Source organism: Nocardia sp. NPDC059691 (assembly GCF_042733915.1).
Taxonomy (GTDB): Bacteria; Actinomycetota; Actinomycetes; order Mycobacteriales; family Mycobacteriaceae; genus Nocardia; species Nocardia sichangensis.
The window spans coordinates 154289-173871 of sequence record NZ_JBHWFB010000011.1 but is presented as its reverse complement, the minus strand read 5'-3'; the positions used below and the strand labels follow the sequence as shown (position 1 = coordinate 173871).

Here is a 19583-nt window from a genome sequence, read left to right as displayed (position 1 = left end):
GGTGGTGCCCAAACGAATGTTTTTCACATCACACCATGTCATAGCCCAATGCGGGTGCGGGTAATCCTAGGACCTTTACCAACCTCGGCGCGCCGATCCGATCGGTGTTCGCTAAGGTCCGTTCTGCACGCTCGGGTCATGGTTCACGCATTTGAGGCACCGCTTCTGGCTCCATAGCCGGAGCGGACGATGATCGACCAGAGAGTGAACTCGCCGCCGCATGACCCCGACACGCCGTTCCGCACGTCGCCCCCAGCATTCACGAGCACGCAATCTTCTGTTCCCGCAACTGCTCACGGCCGCGGTCGACACGGCGTTCGACTCGGCGGCCCTCCGGTACAATCCGACCGGCGATCCCGCGGACCAGCGTGAGCTCAGCTACCGGGAATTGGACGAGATGTCGTCGCGATGGGCCCGCTACCTGATCGGGTTCGGCGTAGGGCCGGGAGACTTCGTCGCGGTGGCCGTCACCCGCTCGATCGAGTCGGTGCTCGCGGTGTGGGCGGTCGCGAAGACCGGCGCCACCTACGTGCCCGTCGATCCCTCCTATCCGGCGGATCGGATCGCGCACATGATCGCCGACTGCGGCGCCGTCGTCGGCCTCACCACCTCGGCGCATCGCGCGGCACTCGGCGCGCCCGGCATGACGTGGATCGAACTCGATTCCGAAGCGCACCGGCAGAAGGTCGCCGCCGCGCCCGGCCATTCGATCTGCTACCTGGACCGGCTTCGTCCCCTCACCGAACAGCACCTCGCCTACCTGATCTACACCTCCGGCTCGACGGGCAAGCCGAAAGGCGTCGCGGTCACCCATGCCGGTCTCGCGGGCCTGGTCGAGCACGAGATCGCCGCCCGGGCGGTGAGCCGGGCATCACGCGTCTCGCATCTGTGCACGCCGAGCTTCGACTTCTCGGTGATCGAGATGCTGCTCGCCTTCTCGGCGGGCGCGACGCTGGTCGTGGCGCCGCCCACGGTGTTCGGCGGCGCCGAACTGGCCGATCTGCTGCGGCGCGAGCGGGTCACGCATCTGTGCATCACCCCGGGAGCCCTGGAATCCATCGAGCCGGCCGGGCTCGACGACCTCAGGGCCATCCTGTGCGGCGGGGAGCGTGTGGGCCCCGAGCTGGCCGCACGGTGGGCGACCGGCGCCCGGTCCTTCTATATCGTCTACGGCCCCACCGAGACCACCATCTTCGCCACCGGCACCGAGGCGCTGTGTGCGGGCGGCGCGACCCATATCGGCACTCCGGTCCCGGGGCTGGGCGTCCACGTGCTGGACGCGCGGCTGCGGATGGTGCCCACCGGCGTGATCGGCGAGCTGTATCTGTCCGGACCGGCGCTGGCGCAGGGATACCTCGGACGCCCCGGGCTGACCGCGGACCGATTCGTCGCCAATCCGTTCGCTGCGGCACCCGGCTCCCGCATGTATCGCACCGGCGATCTGGTGCGGCGCGACTGGGCGGGACACCTCGAACACCACGGACGGGTGGACTTCCAGGTCAAGATCCGAGGGCTGCGGATCGAGCTCGGCGAGATCGACAACGCGCTGACCGCCCACCCCGACGTCGACTACGCCGCGACACTCGGCACGACACTGCCGTCCGGCGCCACCGCGCTGGTCTCCTACGTGCTGCCACGAGCGGCGACCGGCCCGGACGGCAGCGTCCGGGTGGCGCTCGACACCGCCGAATTGGCCGATCTCCTGGCGAAAACCCTTCCGGCATACATGATTCCGGCCGCGATCACAGTGCTCGACGAACTCCCGCTGACACCGGTCGGCAAGCTGGATCGCGCCGCGCTGCCGGAGCCGGTGCTCAACACCAGGCAGTTCCGTGCGCCCGCCACGCCGACCGAGCAGGTGGTCGCCGACGTCTTCGCCGCGCTGCTCCTCCCGCCGGGCGACTCCGAAACCGCCCGGGTCGGTGCCAACGACGACTTCTTCGAACTGGGCGGCAATTCGCTGATCGCGACGCAGGCCGCGGCGCGGCTCGGTACCACGCTGGGCGTCCGCGTTCCGGTCGCGCTGTTGTTCGAGGCCTCGGTGGTGGCGAAACTGGCCGAACGCCTGAACGAACTGGCTCGAGTCACCCACCCGGCTCCGCGACCGATGGCGCGACCGGACCGGGTGCCGCTGTCGTACGCACAGCGCCGGATGTGGTTCCTCAATCGGTTCGACCCGGCCGCGGCGAGCAACAACATCCCACTGGCGGTGCGGTTGAGCGGACAGCTGGACGTGGACGCGCTGCGGGCGGCGATCCGGGATCTGGTCGAGCGGCACGAGGTGCTGCGGACCAGCTATCCGGAGCGCGACGGGACGGGCAGCCAGCGGGTGCACGCGCTGTCGGAGCCGGGCGCGGTGCCCGAGCTGCCGGTGCTCGACGTCGCCGAAGCCGAGGTCCTCGAGCACACGGTGGCCGCGGTGGTCGAGGGCTTCGATGTCACGGCCGCGCCGCCGCTCCGGTTGCGTCTGCTGCGTTCGAGCGAGTCCGAGCACGTGCTGGTCGGCGTGGTCCACCACATCGCCGCCGACGGCTCCTCGATGGGACCGCTGACCGCCGATCTGATGAGCGCGTACTCGGCCAGGACCGAGGGCCACGCTCCCGCTTGGCAGCCGTTGCCCTTGCAGTACGCGGACTACACGTTGTGGCAGCGCGAGATGCTCGGCGCCGAGAGCGATCCGGACTCGACGCTCGCCCGCCAGCTCGGTTTCTGGCGGCAGCGGCTGGCGGACCTGCCGGAACGGCTGGACCTACCCGCCGACCGGCCGCGCCCCGCGGTGTTCTCCGGTCGCGGCGCCACCCACGAATTCAAGATCGACGCGGCGGTGCACGCCGCACTGGACCGGCTGGCACACCGCCACGACGCGACGTTGTTCATGGTCGCGCACGCCGCGTACACGGTCTTGCTGGCCCGGCTGTCGAACACCCGCGACATCACCGTCGGCGCGCCGGTGGCCGGTCGTGGCGAGGCCACGGTGGACGGCCTGATCGGCATGTTCGTCAACACCCTCGCGCTGCGTACCGAGATCGACCCCGGCCACAGCTTCACCGAGCTGCTCGAGCAGGTGCGCAGGCGGGACATCGAGGCCTTCGGCCACGCCGACGTGCCGTTCGAACGCCTGGTGGAGGAGCTCGACCCGGTGCGGTCGAGCGCGCATCACCCGCTGTTCCAGACCATGCTGACCTTCCAGAACTTCGCGCCGACGACACTGGAACTGCCCGGGCTGCGGGTTTCCGCGGTGGACTTCGCGCTGCCGCTGGCGAAATTCGATCTCGAGCTGACCATGGTGCCGCACGAGGACGAGCGGACGCCGCTGGGCATCTCGGCCGCGTTCACCTATTCCACCGACCTGTTCGACGAGGCCACGGTGGCGGGATTCGCCCGGCGGCTGTGCGTGATCCTCGCGGCCGTCGCGGATTCGGCGGATCGGGCGGTCGGGGAGATCGACTTGCTCGATTCCGCGGAGCGCGCCGCGATCCTGGCCGGGTGGAACGACACCCGGCACCCGGTCGCGGCGGGGCTGGTGCTCGACGGGTACCGGCGTGCGGTAGCCCGGCACCCGGACGAGATAGCGGTGGTCCACGCGGATACGCAGTTGACCTACCGCGAGTTCGACGAGCGGGTCAACCGGCTCGCCCGGGTACTCGCCGATCACGGCGTCGGCGCGGAAACCCTTGTGGCGCTCGCGGTCCGGCGGTCGGTGGATCTCGTGGTCGGCATGTACGCGATCCTCACCGCCGGTGGCGCGTACGTACCGCTCGACCCCGATCACCCCGCCGAGCGGATCGCGCACGTGCTCGAGGTCGCGAAACCGGTCTGCGTGCTCACCACTTCCGCCGACGCGATCCCGGTACCCGATCATGTCGCCGTCCTGTCCCTGGACGCCCTCGGCGCGGACCAGCGCTCGGGAGCTGCGATTCGTTCCGACGAACTGAGGCGGGCGGTGCTGCCGCAGCACCCCGCCTATGTGATCTTCACGTCCGGTTCGACCGGGCGTCCGAAGGGTGTGGCGGTCTCGCACGCCGCGATCGACAACCAGATCGAGTGGATGCTCGCCCAGTACCCCATGGGCCCGCAGGACGTATACCTGCAGAAGACAGCGGCGACCTTCGACGTCTCTCTGTGGGGCTACCTGATGCCGTTGCGCGCGGGCGCGAAACTCGTGCTCGCCGACCACGACGGGCATCGTGACGCCGCCTACCTCGCCGCGGCCGTAGCCGCGCACCGTGTGACGGTCACCGATTTCGTGCCCTCCATGTTGACCGAGTTCGCCGCCCATGCGACGGCGGAAAGTCTCGCGACACTGCGGGATCTGTTCGTCATCGGGGAAGCTCTGCCGCCGGAGACCGTGCGCGTGGTCCGCGCGGTCTCCGGCGCACAGGTGCACAACCTGTACGGACCCACCGAGGCGGCGGTCTCGGTGACGTACCGGCCCGCCGGAACGGGCGACGGTGTGACGGTGCCGATCGGGCAGCCGCAGTGGAATACTCAGGTATACGTGCTGGATTCGCGCCTGCGACCCGTTCCGGCCGGGGTACCGGGCGAACTGTACCTGGCCGGCGAACAGCTGGCCCGTGGATACGTGCGGCAAGCGGCGCTGACCGCGGACCGTTTCGTCGCCAACCCGTTCGACCGCGGAACCAGGATGTACCGCACCGGCGACCTGGCGGTCTGGCGTGCGCCTCGCGCGGACGAGCCGCAACGCCTGGAATACCTCGGGCGCACCGACTTCCAGGTGAAATTCCGCGGCCAGCGCATCGAACTCGGTGAGATCGAGACGGCGCTGCTCGCGCAGCCGTCGGTGAGCCAAGCGGTCGCGGCGGTGGTGGCATCGCCGTCGGGAGATCGGCTGGCGGCCTATGTCGTCGCGCGTCCGGGGCAGGTCATCGATCGTGGCGAACTCGTTGCCGGGATGTCGGCGGTCCTTCCCGCGTACATGATCCCGTCCGCGCTGGTGGAGCTGGCGGCGTTGCCGCTGAACGCGAGCGGGAAACTCGATCGCAAAGCGCTGCCCGAGCCCGCCACCGAGACCACGGCGTTCCGAGCGCCGCGCAACCCCGCCGAACAGGCCGTCGCGCAGGTGTTCGCCGAACTGCTCGGCGTCGAGCGAGCGGGCATCGACGACGACTTCTTCGCGCTCGGCGGCAATTCGCTGCTCGCCACCCGGGCCGTCGCACGGGTTAACGAGGCGCTCGGATCGCGGGTCACCGTGCGGGATCTGTTCGAGGCGCCCGCGGTGTGGGCACTCGCCGCGCGGGTGGTCGCCGGTGGGACGGGCGTGGCTCGCGCGCCCTTGGCGCGAGTGCGACGACCGGATCGCATCCCGCTGTCGCCTGCGCAGCAGCGGATGTGGTTGCTCAACCGCATCGAGCCGGACTCGCCCGCCTACAACATGCCCTTCGCCGTCCGGCTGACCGGCACTCTCGATCTGCCCGCGCTGCGCCACGCGCTCGCCGACGTGATCGAACGGCACGAGGTGCTGCGCACCCGCTACCCGGTCGACGCCGACGGGCAGCCGTATCAGGAGATCCTTCCGACCGATGCGGTCCTTCCCGACGGCATCGTGATCGAGCACGGTGTCACGGATGCCGCGGCCATGGTGGACGCGCTGATGTCCGCGGGCTTCGACGTGACCGCGGACGCGCCCGTGCGCCTGCGGCTGTTCACCTCGGGCCCAGATCATCTGCTCGTCATCGTGACCCACCACATCTCGGCGGACGGTTCGTCGCTCGCGCCGCTGGCCCGCGACCTGGTGACCGCCTACGTGGCCAGGCTCGGCGGCGGCGCGCCGGACTGGTCGCCGCTGCCGGTGCAGTACGCCGATTACGCGATCTGGCAGCACGGCACGATCGGATCCGAGGACGACGAGTATTCCGTTGCGGCGCAACAGCTGTCGTATTGGCGCGGGCAGCTGTCCGGGCTCACCGGACCGCTGGAACTGCCAGCCGATCGCCCGCGCTCGTCGACAGTCTCGACGCGCGGTGCGTCGACCGGCTGCACGATCCCGGCGCGGGTACACGAGCGGCTGACCGGAATCGCGCGCGAGCACAACGCGACGCTGTTCATGGTGGTGCACGCGGCCCTCGCCACGCTGATCGGACGCCTCTGCGGCGCCACGGACGTCGTCATCGGGACCCCGGTGGCCGGGCGGGGCGAACATGCGCTGGACGACTTGGTCGGGATGTTCGTCAACACGCTGGCGTTGCGCGTCGACGTCGACCCCGACGTGCGGTTCCACGATCTCGTCGAGCGCTCTCGTGAAGTCGCCGTCTCGGCCTTCGCCAACGCGGACGTTCCTTTCGAGCGAGTGGTCGAGGAGACCGATCCCGCGCGCACCGGAGCGCGCACCTCGCTGTTCCCGGTGATGCTGTCGTTCCAGAACCTCGAGCAGCCCACCCTGGCGTTGCCGGATCTGACGGTCACCGCCGTCGACAACGGCGAGATCACGGCCAAATTCGATGTGCAAGTGGTCGTCGAGCCGCGGGCGTGCGGCGACGGCCGGACGGAATCGGCGGTGACCTTCACCTACGCCACGGACCTGTTCGACGAATCGACCGTCCGCGCCTTCGCGCGCCGGTTCGAGCGCATCGTGTCCGCGGTCGCCGAAGATCCCTCGGCGCGGGTGTGGGACATCGACATCCTCGACGAGAGCGAACACTGCCCGGCGGTCGCGCACGAGGCGCGGGCCGGGACCGAAACGGTGGCGACCCTGCCCGAGCTGATCGGTGAGCAAGCACGGCGCAGGCCGGAGGCGGAGGCCGTCCGGTTCGGTGCCGCCACACTGAGTTTCGGCGCGTTGTACAAGCGCGCGAATCGAATCGCCCGCGCGCTGATCGCCGCCGGAGCGGGCCCGGAAACCCTGGTCGCCGTGGCGGTCCCGCGCACCGAGGACCTACCGGTCGCGTTGCTCGGAGTGCTGGCCGCCGGTGCCGCGTACCTGCCGATCGACCTCGGCTATCCGGCGCAGCGGCTGGCGTTCGTGCTCGCCGACGCGGCACCGGTGTGCGTGCTGACCACCGCCGCCGAGCGCTCCGCCATCCCGGACACCGACCTGCCCACCGTGTTGCTGGAGCAGACGGCGGAGTTCGCCGACGATCCGATCACCGACGCCGACCGGGCGTCGCCGCTGCTGCCGGACAACCTCGCCTACGTCATCTACACGTCGGGTTCGACGGGCGTGCCGAAGGGTGTCGGCGTGACGCATCGCAATGCTGTGCGACTGTTCACCGAGGCGCGGCCGCTGTTCGAATTCGGCGAGCACGACGTCTGGACGTTGTTCCACTCCTTCGCGTTCGACTTCTCGGTGTGGGAGCTGTGGTGCGCGCTCGTGACCGGCGGCACCGTCGTCGTGGTCGACTACGCGACCTCGCGCTCACCGGAGCTGTTCCGTGAGTTGCTGATTCGCGAGCAGGTGACGGTGCTGAACCAGACGCCGTCGGCATTCTGTCAACTGGTCGAAGCCGATCGGGACGCCTCGGCCGCGTCCGGCGAATTCGCGCTGCGGTATGTGATCTTCGGCGGTGAGGCGCTGGATCTGCGGCACCTGCGACGCTGGCGTGAGCGTCGTCCGGGGGAATCGCCGCGACTGGTCAACATGTACGGCATCACGGAGACCACCGTGCACGTCTCCTTCCTGGACGTCGGCGCGGAGCTGATGGAAAGCCCGGCCAGCCTGATCGGGCGAGCGCTGCCCGGGCTGGACACGCACGTGCTGGACATTCGTCTGCGACCGGCGCCGGTCGGTACGCCCGGTGAGATCTATGTCGCGGGCGGTCAGCTCTCCCGCGGCTACGTGGGGCGGCCCGGGCTCACCGCGACGCGGTTCGTCGCGAATCCCTTCGGGCCGCCGGGATCGCGGATGTACCGCTCGGGTGACCTCGCGCGCTGGAATCGGTTCGGCGGCGACGCCGGCCTCGCCTACTCCGGTCGCGGCGACCAGCAGGTGCAGTTGCGCGGGTTCCGGATCGAACTCGGGGAGATCGAATCGGCGCTGGTGCGGTGTTCCGGCGTGCGTCAGGCCGTCGCGCTGGTCCGGACCGATCCGACGCTCGGTGACCAGCTCGTGGGCTATGTCCTGCCCGAACCGGGGGCGCGGCCGGACCCGGCCGAGTTGCGCGAACAGGTGGCCGAACACCTGACCGGCTACATGGTGCCCGCCGCGATCGTGGTGATCGACGCCATCCCGTTGACCCCCAACGGCAAGCTCGACAAGCGGGCGTTGCCCGCGCCGGCGTTCCGCGCGCGCGAGTTCCGCGCTGCTGTCACTCCCGTGGAGGCGACCGTCGCGGCCGCCTTCGCCGCGGTGCTCGGCGCCGAGCGCTTCGGCATGGACGACAACTTCTTCGAGCACGGCGGCAACTCACTGCTCGCCGCGAAGCTGACTCTGCGGCTGTCGTCCGCGCTGGGCGCCCGGATTCCGGTGATGCGGGTGTTCACCGCGCCCACACCCGCGGAACTGGTCGCCGACCTGGCCCGCCGGGCGAGCGGCGAAGTCCGGACCGAGGCGGCCTTCGACATGCTGCTGCCGCTGCGTCCCGGCGGTTCGGCCGCGCCGCTGTTCTGTGTGCATCCCGTGTCGGGCATCTCCTGGTCGTATGCGGGCCTCGCCGCCTACCTCGACCCGGAACGGCCGCTCTACGGCCTGCAAACGCCCGTGCTGGCCGGCGATGAGGTGATGCCGGATTCGATCGAGGAATGGGCCCGCCGCTACCTCGAGCTGATCCGCGCGAAACAACCGACCGGTCCTTACCATCTGCTCGGCTGGTCCTTCGGCGGCGTCATCGCGCACGAGATGGCGGTCCAGCTGCAACGCGAAGGCGAGCGAGTCGCGCTGCTCGCGGTGATGGACAGCTACATGGCGGATCCGCCCGGCACGCCGCCGGGTGACGCGGGCCAGGTCCCGGTGGCCGAGTTGATCGGCGGCCTGCTGGGTGAGCAGGCGGGCGACCTCGGCAACGTCGCGGAGGTGGACTGGGCCGCGCTGCCGCAGAAGATGACCGAACTTCCGGAGCCGTTCGCGTCGTTCGGCTCCGACCGCGTCACCCGGATCCTGGACGCGGCGGTGCACTCGGTCGCGCTCCGCGGCGCCTACGTCCCGCCGGTGTACCGGGGCGATGTCCTCTATTTCACCGCCGCGCTCGACGATCCGACCGGCTGTGTCGGCGCGTCGATCTGGAGCGAGGTCGTCGACGGCCGCGTGCACAACCATCCCGTGTCGACGACGCACTGGCGAATGACCGTCGCGTCCGGCCTGGCCGAGATCGCCGCGGTGCTGACCCGCGCGTGGCGAGCGGGCGAGCCGGGCGGTGAGGACTCGGTCAGCCGGTGAACCAGCGGTGCAGCCGGGCATCGGCGGCGGCGGCCTTCTCCCGGGCGAGTTCCACCGAGGGCACGCTGAACGGTGCGACCGGCGCGGGACCGGAGAGGAAATCGGCCTCGACCTTGCCGACCAGCCCGCCGCCGAACTCGATATGGCAGGTGCCCCGCCCGCGATACTGTGCCTGCGGCGCCGAGCCGCCGAACCCGGCCTCGATGCCAGCGGCGACCGTACGAGCGGCGTCCTCGGCGAACACGCCCGCCCGCGGGACCGGCGCGTCGGCGCAGTCGCCGAGGGCGTAGACGCCAGGAAACGGCGTCTCGAGGGTGTGCGGGTCCACGGCGATCCAGCCGTCGTTCCCGCCCTCGGTGAGCCCCGACGCCTCGACGACCGCGGGAACCCGGTGCTTCGGGATTCCGATGAACAGGTCGTAGGGCACCTCGCCGGTCCTGGTGACCGCGATGTGGCGGTCCGGGTCGAGCGCGTGCACCCGGCGCCCCGGCGAATAGGCGATGCCACGCCGCGCCAGCGCTTCGACGATGGCGGCGGAGGTTTGCGCGGACACCGGAATCGGTGCGTCCATGGGGGTGAAGAACTGCATGTGGGTGCGGTTCCGGATCCCGCGCCTGGTGAGCGCTTCGTGCAGGAGCATCGCGCCTTCGTAGGGCGCGGGCGGGCACTTGAACGGGATGCTCAGCACCGCGAGGACGACGGCTCCGCCGTCGAAACCCGCCAGGCGTTCGCGCAATCGGCGGGCGCCGTCGATCGAGTAGTACTCGTAGCCGTCCTCGACGAAGCCGGGGGTAGCGCCGGGATCGTAGTCGGCGCCCAGCGCGACGACGAGGATGTCGGGGTCGTACACCGCCTGGTCGGTGCGGACGCGGCGTGCTCTCGGATCGATCTCGGTGACCTCCTCCTGCCGGAATTCGACGCGCGGATGGCTGAAGCGGGAATACGGCACCCGCGCTGTCTCCGGGGGCAGGTCACGGAACAGAATGTCCAGTTTGGCGAAGCCGAAGGTGAAGGAGTCGTTTCGGTCGATGATGACGACACGGAGTTCGTCGGCCGGCGAACCCGACAGACGGGTGGCCAGCTCCAGCCCTCCGAACCCCGCACCGAGAATGAGTACGGTTCGCATACGCCGATTCTTCCCCTGGTGACGCCGCCGAGTCGAGGGTTGCTTCCAAGCCTGCCGACGGCCGAGTCCCGGTCCGGCGAAGTGGCGCGCCGTGGCCGGAGTGCCCTGCGTTCGGTGACCTTCGGCCATCATCTGAACCGACGCTTCGCGCGATGCTGGAGAGACGAAGCGACTCGAATGAGCATCCCCATGACAGAACTACGACCCCTCGATTCCGGCTTCATGGAACTGGAGGACTCCGACCGGCATATCAGTCTCGGCATCGGCGCGGTGGCGATCATCTCCGGTGCCCCACCGAGCAGGTCCGAGCTGAGCGGCGTAGTCGCCAAGGGCGTGCGGCGGAACGCGCGCTTGCGCCAGAAGGTGCGGCGGGCGCCGCTCGACCTGGCCACGCCGGTGTGGGAGGACGACCCCAATTTCGATCTCGCACACCATATTCGGTGGACCGCACTGCCCGCGCCGGGTGATGAGGCCGCGTTGTGCGAATTGGTGGCGACGGAACTCGAGGAGCGACTCGATCGCGACCATCCGCTGTGGCAGTGCGTCGTCGTCGAACACCTCGCGGCGGACCGCTGGGCACTGCTGGTCAAAGCGCATCACAGTCTGGTGGACGGCGTATCCGGCATCTCGGTGTTCCGAAGTTTCTGCGATGCCGTGGCCGAGGAGCCGAACGATCCGGTGACCGAGCCACCGAGCCGTACCGAGGTGCGCCGGCCGGATCTGGTTCGAGAACTGTCGCGGCTACCTGTCGTCGTGCCGCGGTCGGTGGTCGCCATGACGCGCGGTCTGGCGCCGCTGCTGTCCGCCGTCGTGTCGCCGGCCACCGAGTGCTCGCTGAACGGTCCCATCGGACGCCAGCGCCGGTATGTCGTGGCCCGGGCCGCCCTGTCGGATGTCCATGAGATCGGCGCGGTGTTCGGCGTCACGGTCAACGATGTCGTCCTGGCCGTGGTCGCCGCCGCTTATCGTGAACTGTTGGTCGGCCGCGACGAACGGCCGTCTCCGGACAAACTGCGTATTCTCGTCCCGATCTCCATGCGCTCCGAACAAGCGAAATACACACTGGACAACCGAGTTTCGGCGGTGCTGCCGTTCCTGCCGATCGAGGTCGCCGACCCGGTGGAGCGGCTGAGGGCGATCCGGGAACGGATGAACCGGCACAAGTCGGGAGGCGAAGCGCAGGCGGAGAAATCGGTGCTCGCGCTGGCGGGCCTGGTGCCGTTCGCGCCCCTGGCATGGAGTCTTCGTCTGCTGGCACGGTTTCCGCAACGAACCGTGGGGGCGCTGGTGACGAATGTGCCCGGCCCGCGTGAACAGCTGACCGTGCGCGGGCGTGTGGTGTCGGAACTTCTGCCTGCCATGCCGATCGCCATGCGGTTGCGCACGGCGGTCGCGGTCCTCAGTTACGCGGGCCACCTGACCTTCGGCATCACCGGAGACTATGACACCGCTCCCGATATCGCCGTGCTCGCCGAAGGCATCGAGCGGGAGATCCGGCGGCTGTGGGAGCGGGCCGGGATCCGGCGACCGTCCCGGCCCGAGGAGATCCGACCGTGACGCGCCTTCACGGCGGTGCGGCCCGAGCCGCCGGGACCGGCTGCGCGAAGAGGACGGATCGGGGACTTTCTGCCCTGTCCGGCAGTAGGACTCGGTGATGATATGGGAGGCCGTGGTGTCGAGTGAAGACCGGAGAGCGAGGTTGTTGCCAGGTGGATGCACGCGCGATGTGCCCCGGCCCGAGATCATGATCGCCTCGAACGGCCGTGTCGCGGACCACGGCGTAGCGGGCCGCACGATGGTCGAGATCGACCGCGAGGAGGCGCTGCGGCTGCTGGCCGGCGTCGCCTACGGACGCGTGGTGTTCACTCGCGACGCACTGCCCGCGATTCGCCCGGTCAACCATTTCGTCGACGGCGGTGTGGTCATCGTGCGTACCCGGGTCACCTCACGGCTCACCGACACCGTCCGTGCCGATCCGTCCGTCGTCGTGGCGTACGAGGCCGACGACATCGACGCGGTGCGCCATGTGGGCTGGTCGGTCGTCGTGACCGGTCTCGCGCGTACGGTCACCGACCCCGAACGGATCGCGCGCTATACGGGGCTGCTGCGCCCGTGGGCCGATGGGCTCATGGACACCGTCATCGCTATCGAACCCACGATCGTGACGGGTGTCAGACTGCTCGGCGAGCAGGGATAGGTCGCCGTAGCGAAGCGCAACGGGTCGGTGACCCGAAGCCGGTCACCGCGAGCAATTGCGGGTCCGCGGTGGACGTCTGTGATCAAATGAGGTGGATGTTGCGGCGTTCCCTTCCGACCGTCGGCGGTCGTCCGACGGCGGGGGCGCGTGGCCGATTCGGCCACCGGACCAGAAAACCAGGCAGGTGGCCCGGCAAGTCGCCCGCCGACAGATCGCCGACGCCAGGGCGCTGCTCGGTTCCGGCACGGCGACCGCCGCCGTAGCCGAGTGGCTCGGGCCCCGGCTCTCGGCCGAGACCGGGACGGAACCGAGACATGAGCATCGAGAGTTCTTCGGTATCGCAGGCCAGGCCGAATTCCGTTCTGGTACTGGGTGTACTGGCCGCGGGCCAATTCCTGATGACGCTCGACAGCTCGGTGATGAACGTGTCGATGGCGACCGTGGCCCAGGACGTCGGTACGACGATCACCGGAATCCAAACCGCGATCACCCTCTACACGTTGGTGATGGCGACGCTGATGCTGACCGGCGGGAAGGTGGGCTCCATCGTGGGCCGTCGCCGGGCGTTCGGCCTCGGGCTGGTGATCTACGGCGCCGGTTCCTGCACCACCGGCCTGGCGCCGAATCTGCCGGTTCTGCTGTTGGGTTGGTCGCTGCTCGAGGGGATCGGAGCGGCTCTGATCATGCCCGCGATCGTGTCCCTGGTCGCTGCGAACTACGCCCCGGAACGCCGCGCGGCGGCCTATGGATTGGTGGCGGCGGCCGGCGCGATGGCGGTCGCGGTGGGGCCGCTGCTCGGCGGCGCGGTGACGACATACGCGTCCTGGCGGTACGTGTTCTTCGGCGAGGTCGTCATCGTCGTACTGATCCTGCTGGTGCTCCGCAGGATCGAGGACGCCCCCGCGGAGCAGGTACGGCTCGATCTGGTGGGCTCGCTGCTATCGGTGGCCGGGCTCGGCATGGTCGTCTTCGGCGTCCTGCGGTCGAGCACGTGGGGCTGGGTGCGGGTGAAGCCGGGCGGTCCCGCCGTGCTCGGGCTCTCCCCGGTCATCTGGCTGCTGATCGCCGGACTGCTGGTCTCGTACCTGTTCCTGCGGTGGCAGACCCATCTGGTCGACACGGGCCGGGAGCCGCTGGTGGATCCGGGATTGCTGCGTAATCGGCAGCTCACCGGCGGCCTGAGCATGTTCTTCGCTCAGTTCACGGTGCAGGCGGGGGTGTTCTTCGCGGTTCCGCTGTTCCTGTCGGTGGTGCTCGAACTCAGCGCCGTGGAAACGGGCGTGCGGATCCTGCCGCTGTCGGTGGCGCTGGTTCTGGCGGCGACGGCGATTCCGAAGTTCCGGCCGCGGGCGAACCCGCGACGGGTGGTACGGCTGGGGCTGGGCTCGATGATCACCGGCATCCTGATTCTGGTCGCCGGTATGGACCCCGCAGCGAACGCCGGGGTGGTCTCGATTCCGATGCTGCTGATGGGACTCGGACTGGGCGCTCTGGCCTCGCAGTTGGGGGCGGTCACCGTCTCGTCGGTGCCCGATGCGCAGAGCGGCGCGGTCGGCGGGCTGCAGAACACCGTGACCAATCTCGGCGCATCGCTCGGCACCGCCTTGATCGGCTCGGTGCTGATCGCGACCCTGACCTCGTCGGTCGTCGCGGGCATCGAAAACGATCCCGCGGTTCCCGCGTCGGTGCAGCAGCGGGCGACCACCGAACTCGCGGGCGGCGTGCCGTTCCTGTCCAACACCCAACTCGAGGATGCCCTCCATGCCGCCGGAGTGCAGCAGTCCACCGCGGACGCCGTCATATCCGTCAACTCCGAGGCGCGGCTGGAAGCCTTGCGGGTGGCGTTGGCCGTGACTGCCCTGCTCGCCATCGCGCCGCTGTTCGCCACCGGCAGGTTGCCACGGCGACCGGCCGCGCGGAGCCGGGATGACCCGGCCGAGACCGACGAATCGTAAAAGCAGCCTCCGGCAGAGGTCCGACGGCCCGCCCGGTGAATGACCTTCGTCTCTGCCGACTTCGTGGGGGACGCGAGATGCTCGATGCCGATGGCAGCGGCGGCGTGGACGGCCGATGGGACGCCTGCGGCGCCGCTCTCGACGGAGGGAATCTTCATGACTACCGAAAGCGCCTCGCGCGAAACGAATCTCGACTTTCCCGTCTTGGCGGCCGTCGACGGCTCGGCCAGCTCGTACCAGGCGGTCGCTTGGGCAGCGGTCGAAGCCGCGCTGCATCACCGCGCGCTGCACATCGTCACTTCGATGGCGATCCAGACCGGTTTCGGCCCCGAGATGTCGCTCGGAGAAGCCGATCTGGAGTGGTTGCGCGACGACGGCGAGCGCATCCTCACGGAGGCGGCGCGGGTGGCGCGCACGGCAGTGCCGGGCGCCGAACCCGCCATCACCACCGAGGTGACTTTCGAACTGATCATTCCCATGCTCATCGAAAGGTCCGCGCGAGCGTGGATGCTGGTGGTGGGCAGTCGCGGGATGGGTGCGTTCCAGCGGGGGCTGCTCGGCTCGGTGAGCACCGCGGCCACCCATCACGCGCGGTGCCCGGTCGCGGTGATCCATGGCATCGCGGCGATCGACGCCGTGTCGGCCCGGCAGCCCGTGCTGGTGGGCGTCGATGGGACCGACAACAGTGTGGCCGCCGTCGAACTGGCCTTCGAGGAGGCGTCGCGCCGAAAGGTCGACGTGGTCGCGCTGCACGCGTGGAGCGACACCAGCGGTCTGGACGCACCGGTCCGCGGCTGGGATGGCGCGCGCGAGTCGGCGGAGGCGGTGCTGGCCGAGAGTCTGGCCGGTTGGGCCGATCGCTACCCGGACGTCGCGGTACGTCGCGTCGTCACGGCGGGCCGGCCGGGACGATCGTTGCTGGACGAGTCGGCGAACGCACAGTTGGTTGTGGTCGGCAGTCACGGCAGAGGAGGGTTCGCCAGCATGCTGCTGGGCTCGACGAGCAACACCCTGCTGCACTCGGTGGAGGTGCCTTTGATCGTCGTTCGAACGCGGTGAAGGTCGTTTGCGAGCCGCGATGACCAGCACTGACCGCGTGTCGGTCGCGGTGCTGTCTCTGTTGGGTCAATCCGGTGTGCCCATCGCTTGCCCGTGGTTGTCTGGATATCTCACTGCGACATCATGGCGATCGGGGCCTCGTGCCCGCTCACGTCCGGATCGGGCGCTGGAGAACCTGCCATGCGGTCCCAGCCGAGAAAGGACCAGCGGGACATGGCAACGACGGAATCAGCGCGGGACCGCGTACGTCAGGCCGACTCGGAGAGGCGACCGGTCTGGTACGCGCAGGACGCGGACGCGGTGCTGGCGGCTCTCGGCTCGGACCGGCAGTCCGGCCTGACCGCACTCGACGTCGAGGAACGGCGAAAGCGATACGGGCCCAACGAGCTCGCCGCGGAACCCGCGCCGTCGGTCTGGGCGATGGCGTTGCTGCAGTCGAAGGATCCGATGAACCTGATGCTGCTGGTGGTCACGGTGGTCAGTGTGATCATCGGCGAGATTCCGACGGCGATCGTGGTCGGGGTGCTGGTCGGGCTCAATGTCGTGCTGGGTACCCAGCAGGAGGTCAAGGCGCGGGCCAGCGTCGACGCGCTGGCGAGGATGCAGACGCCGCAGGCGCGGGTTGTGCGCGACGGGTCGCTGACGCGCTGTGCCGCGACCGAGCTCGTGCCGGGCGACATCGTCGAACTGGAGGCAGGCGACATCGTCCCCGCGGACGGCAGACTGTTGAAATCCACCACCCTCGAGACCCAGGAAGCGGCGCTGACGGGGGAGAGCGCGCCCGTCGCCAAGGACGCCCACACGCTCGGCGCCGCCGACGTCGCCCTGGGCGACCGGGCCGACATGGTCTTCCAGAGCACGTCGGTGACGCGCGGCACCGCCGCCATGGTGGTCACCGAGACCGGCTCGGACACCGAGATGGGCCGGATCGCGTCGATGCTCTCGGCGGTCGCCCCGAGCAAGTCGCCGTTGCAACGGGAGCTGGATGCGCTGACGAAGGTGCTGGGCGCGGTCGCCTGGACGGCGGTGGCGATCATCGTGATCATCGGGGCGATTCGCGGACAGAGCATCACGGCGGTGCTGTTGCTCGGGATCTCGATGGGCGTGTCGGCGATCCCGACCGGCTTGCCCACATTCGTGCAGGCGATGCTGGCCTACGGGGCGCGCCGGCTGGCCGAGGCCAAGGCCGTCGTCAAGAACCTCACCGATGTCGAGACACTCGGCGCGACGAGCGCCATCAACTCCGACAAGACCGGCACGCTGACGATGAACCAGATGACGGTGCGGTCGCTGTACTTCCACGGCCGGTGGTACACCGTCGAGGGCCAGGGGTACGACAAGTCCGGGGCGATCACCCACGCCGCCGGGCAGGCGGCGCCGGACTTCACCCTGCTGGCCTACGGGCTGTGCCTGGACAGCGACGCCACCGTCGCCGACAGCGGGGAGGTCGTGGGCGATCCGACCGAGGCGGCGCTGGTGGTGCTGGCGGCCAAGCTCGGCGTCGACGCACCCCTGACCCGCCGAACCTACCCCCGGGTCGCCGAAGTGCCGTTCGATTCGGCCTACAAATTCATGGCGACGTTCCACCACCTGGAAGTCGACGGGAGCACCCGGTTCGTCGAATTGGTCAAAGGCGGGCCCGACGTCGTCCTGGACCGGTGCGCGACCGCGTACCGTCCGGGCAGGCGAGCCGTGCCGATCGACGACATGCGGCACGAGATCGCGGCCGCGAATCGCGCCATGTCGGAGAAGGGGTTGCGCGTGCTGGCCTTCGCCGCACGCTTGCTCGACGAGCAGGAGGAAGCCGCCGTTGCCGACCCGATGTCCTTCGTCGGGGAACTCACCTTCGTCGGCATGGTCGGGATCATCGATCCGCTGCGGCGCGAGGCGATCGAGGCGGTGCGCACCGCGCGGGCGGCCGGCATCGAGGTCCGCATGATCACCGGAGATCACGCGATCACCGCGTCCGCGATCGGCGCCGAACTCGGCCTCGGGCCCGGTGCGATCGGCGGCGGCGAACTCCAGGCGATGACCGACGAGCAGTTGTCGGCGGCCTTGCCGAATCTGCACGTGTTCGGGCGGGTCACCCCGCAGGACAAACTGCGGCTGGCCGACCTGATGCAGCGCGGCGGTGACGTGGTGGCCATGACCGGCGACGCGGTCAACGACGCCGCCGCCCTGAAGAAGGCCGATATCGGCGTGGCGATGGGATCGGGCAGCGAAGTCACCAAGCAGGCGGGCAAGATGGTGCTCACCGACGACAACTTCGGGACCCTGATCACCGCGATCCGGCTGGGGCGCGGCATCTACGACAAGATCGTGTCCTATATCCGCTATCAGATGTCCAAGCTGTTCGCGCTGGTGGCGCTGTTCCTCGTCGCCAGCGTCTTCGACATCAACGACGGGGTCGCGCTGACCCCGCTCATGGTGCTGTTCCAGCACTTCTTCATCACCCTGTTCCCGGTCGCCGTGATCATGCTCGATCCGCCGCCGCCGGACCTGATGAACAAGCCGCCCCGCGACCCGGCGAAGCCGATCGCGAACCGGAATTCGTTCGTGCAGTGGCTGGCCTACGGTGCTGTGCAACTGGCCGTGACGCTCGCCGCGATGCTCCTCGCGCCGGGGGAGATGAGCACGACTACGGCGAGTGTCCCGATGACCATGGCGTTCGTGGTGCTGTCGTTCGGTTCCATCCTGAGCGGCCTGGTCATGCGCCGCGACCCGGAGTCCGGCGTCACCGCACCGGTTCTCGGCGCGGTGAAGATCCTGTCGATTCCGGTCGTGGTCACCGTGTTCGCGGTCGAGATCGGGTTCCTGCAGGATCTGCTGATGACGAGGTCGCTGACGGGTGGTCAGTGGCTGGCCTGCCTGGGCTGGTCGCTCGTGGTCCCGATCGTCATCGAAGCAGAGAAGGCGGTGCGACGTCGGCGCCGATCCGGCGCGCCCGCGCCGATCCCCACAATAACGGCGGTCGGTCCGGGACGGGCGAGTGAGCGAGCGGTGCTGCCGGACGTCGCGTCGTCCCGGTGATTGTCCATACGCCCGGGTCCTGGCGTGCGGCAGGGGACACCACGCCGATTTGCCGAACTCTCCTACGAAGAATTTTTGCGGCCGTATCCGGTGGACCAGCACACGGCTGCGGCGCAGCCCCGATTCCCTTGCGGGCAAAATGTCTTCAGCGTTGTGCCGGTCTGCGTCCGGCGCGGCCGTCGTGCCGATTGCCCCGGCATGGTCGCCGGTCGCCGGTGCCTGCCCGGCCTGCTATCGGCCGTTCGAATCCGCGGCCTGACCGGGACGATGTCCGTCGTGAGCGCTGATCGACCGCCGTCCGGCCGTGCGTGAAAGCGTGGTGGGCGCTGGACTTCTCTCGGGAACCACCGCTTTCCGGCAGCGATCTTCGGCGCACACGGAAGCGTGGAAACAATTCATCGCCTGATATGAGCGCCCTGCCGAACGGAAGTATGTGGTGCGAGACGGTACCCGATGCAGATTGTTTCGGGGTCGATGAATGGGCACTCGTATGGAATTGTCGGGGCGTTGCGACGATTGATGGAAGTGGGTGTCTATTGGTAAAGGGAACCGAGATTGCCAGTTTATTGCTATAACTGTCGACCGGTAATTCATTGTCGATCGAAGGTGTGGGCGGGGAGGTCCTGCGGCCCCTCGCTCGGCCGTCTGGCCGGTCGCGGACGTACCGGCTTGATTCCGCCCCTGACCCGGCATGTACGATGCCCGATCGCAGGTGTCTCTCCTCGGTTACTTGCCTCGGAACCAGGATCTTCTCCGGGGATGCGCGATCGGAGTAGCGGCGCCGTGCGAGATGTGCCACGGGTCCGCGGCGCTGGAATCGGGATCCGAAACACCGGCTTCCGTGCGGGGCCGAGAGGTTTGATACGACTAGACTCAGCCAGGCTGCTG

Annotated in this window: 7 protein-coding genes; 6 read left to right on the top strand and 1 reads right to left on the bottom strand. The window is 69.1% G+C overall.

Annotation, left to right across the window (positions count from 1 at the left end):
- Positions 1-220 precede the first annotated feature (220 nt).
- Positions 221-9328, top strand: coding sequence for an amino acid adenylation domain-containing protein (locus ACFV2O_RS24150; protein WP_379253759.1), 9108 nt, complete (start codon positions 221-223; stop codon positions 9326-9328).
- Here the strand turns inward: ACFV2O_RS24150 and ACFV2O_RS24145 are convergent.
- A complete protein-coding gene (locus tag ACFV2O_RS24145) occupies positions 9318-10454 on the bottom strand; it encodes an NAD(P)/FAD-dependent oxidoreductase (RefSeq protein ID WP_379253758.1) in 1137 nt (378 codons plus the stop codon). The two genes, ACFV2O_RS24150 and ACFV2O_RS24145, sit on opposite strands and share 11 nt — an antisense overlap.
- Positions 10455-10643: 189 nt before the next feature.
- Between ACFV2O_RS24145 and ACFV2O_RS24140 the strand changes: the two genes are divergently transcribed.
- The 5 genes from ACFV2O_RS24140 (at position 10644) to ACFV2O_RS24120 (ending at position 18695) form a co-directional block, all read left to right on the top strand.
- Positions 10644-12011, top strand: a complete 1368-nt coding sequence (locus tag ACFV2O_RS24140; protein ID WP_379253757.1) for a wax ester/triacylglycerol synthase family O-acyltransferase — start codon at positions 10644-10646, stop codon at positions 12009-12011.
- A gap of 187 nt (positions 12012-12198) precedes the next feature.
- Positions 12199-12651 carry a pyridoxamine 5'-phosphate oxidase family protein gene (locus tag ACFV2O_RS24135; RefSeq protein WP_379253880.1) on the top strand — a complete coding sequence of 151 codons (453 nt, stop codon included), beginning with the start codon at positions 12199-12201 and terminating at the stop codon, positions 12649-12651.
- Positions 12652-12965: 314 nt separating this feature from the next.
- Complete coding sequence (locus ACFV2O_RS24130) at positions 12966-14606, top strand: MFS transporter (RefSeq protein ID WP_379253756.1); 1641 nt, start codon at positions 12966-12968, stop codon at positions 14604-14606.
- 156 nt (positions 14607-14762) lie between these two features.
- The gene (locus ACFV2O_RS24125; RefSeq protein ID WP_379253755.1) at positions 14763-15665 is read left to right on the top strand and encodes a universal stress protein; all 903 of its coding nucleotides are present in this window, start codon (positions 14763-14765) and stop codon (positions 15663-15665) included.
- Positions 15666-15878: 213 nt separating this feature from the next.
- The gene (locus ACFV2O_RS24120; RefSeq protein WP_379253754.1) at positions 15879-18695 is read left to right on the top strand and encodes a cation-translocating P-type ATPase; all 2817 of its coding nucleotides are present in this window, start codon (positions 15879-15881) and stop codon (positions 18693-18695) included.
- Positions 18696-19583: the final 888 nt, after the last annotated feature.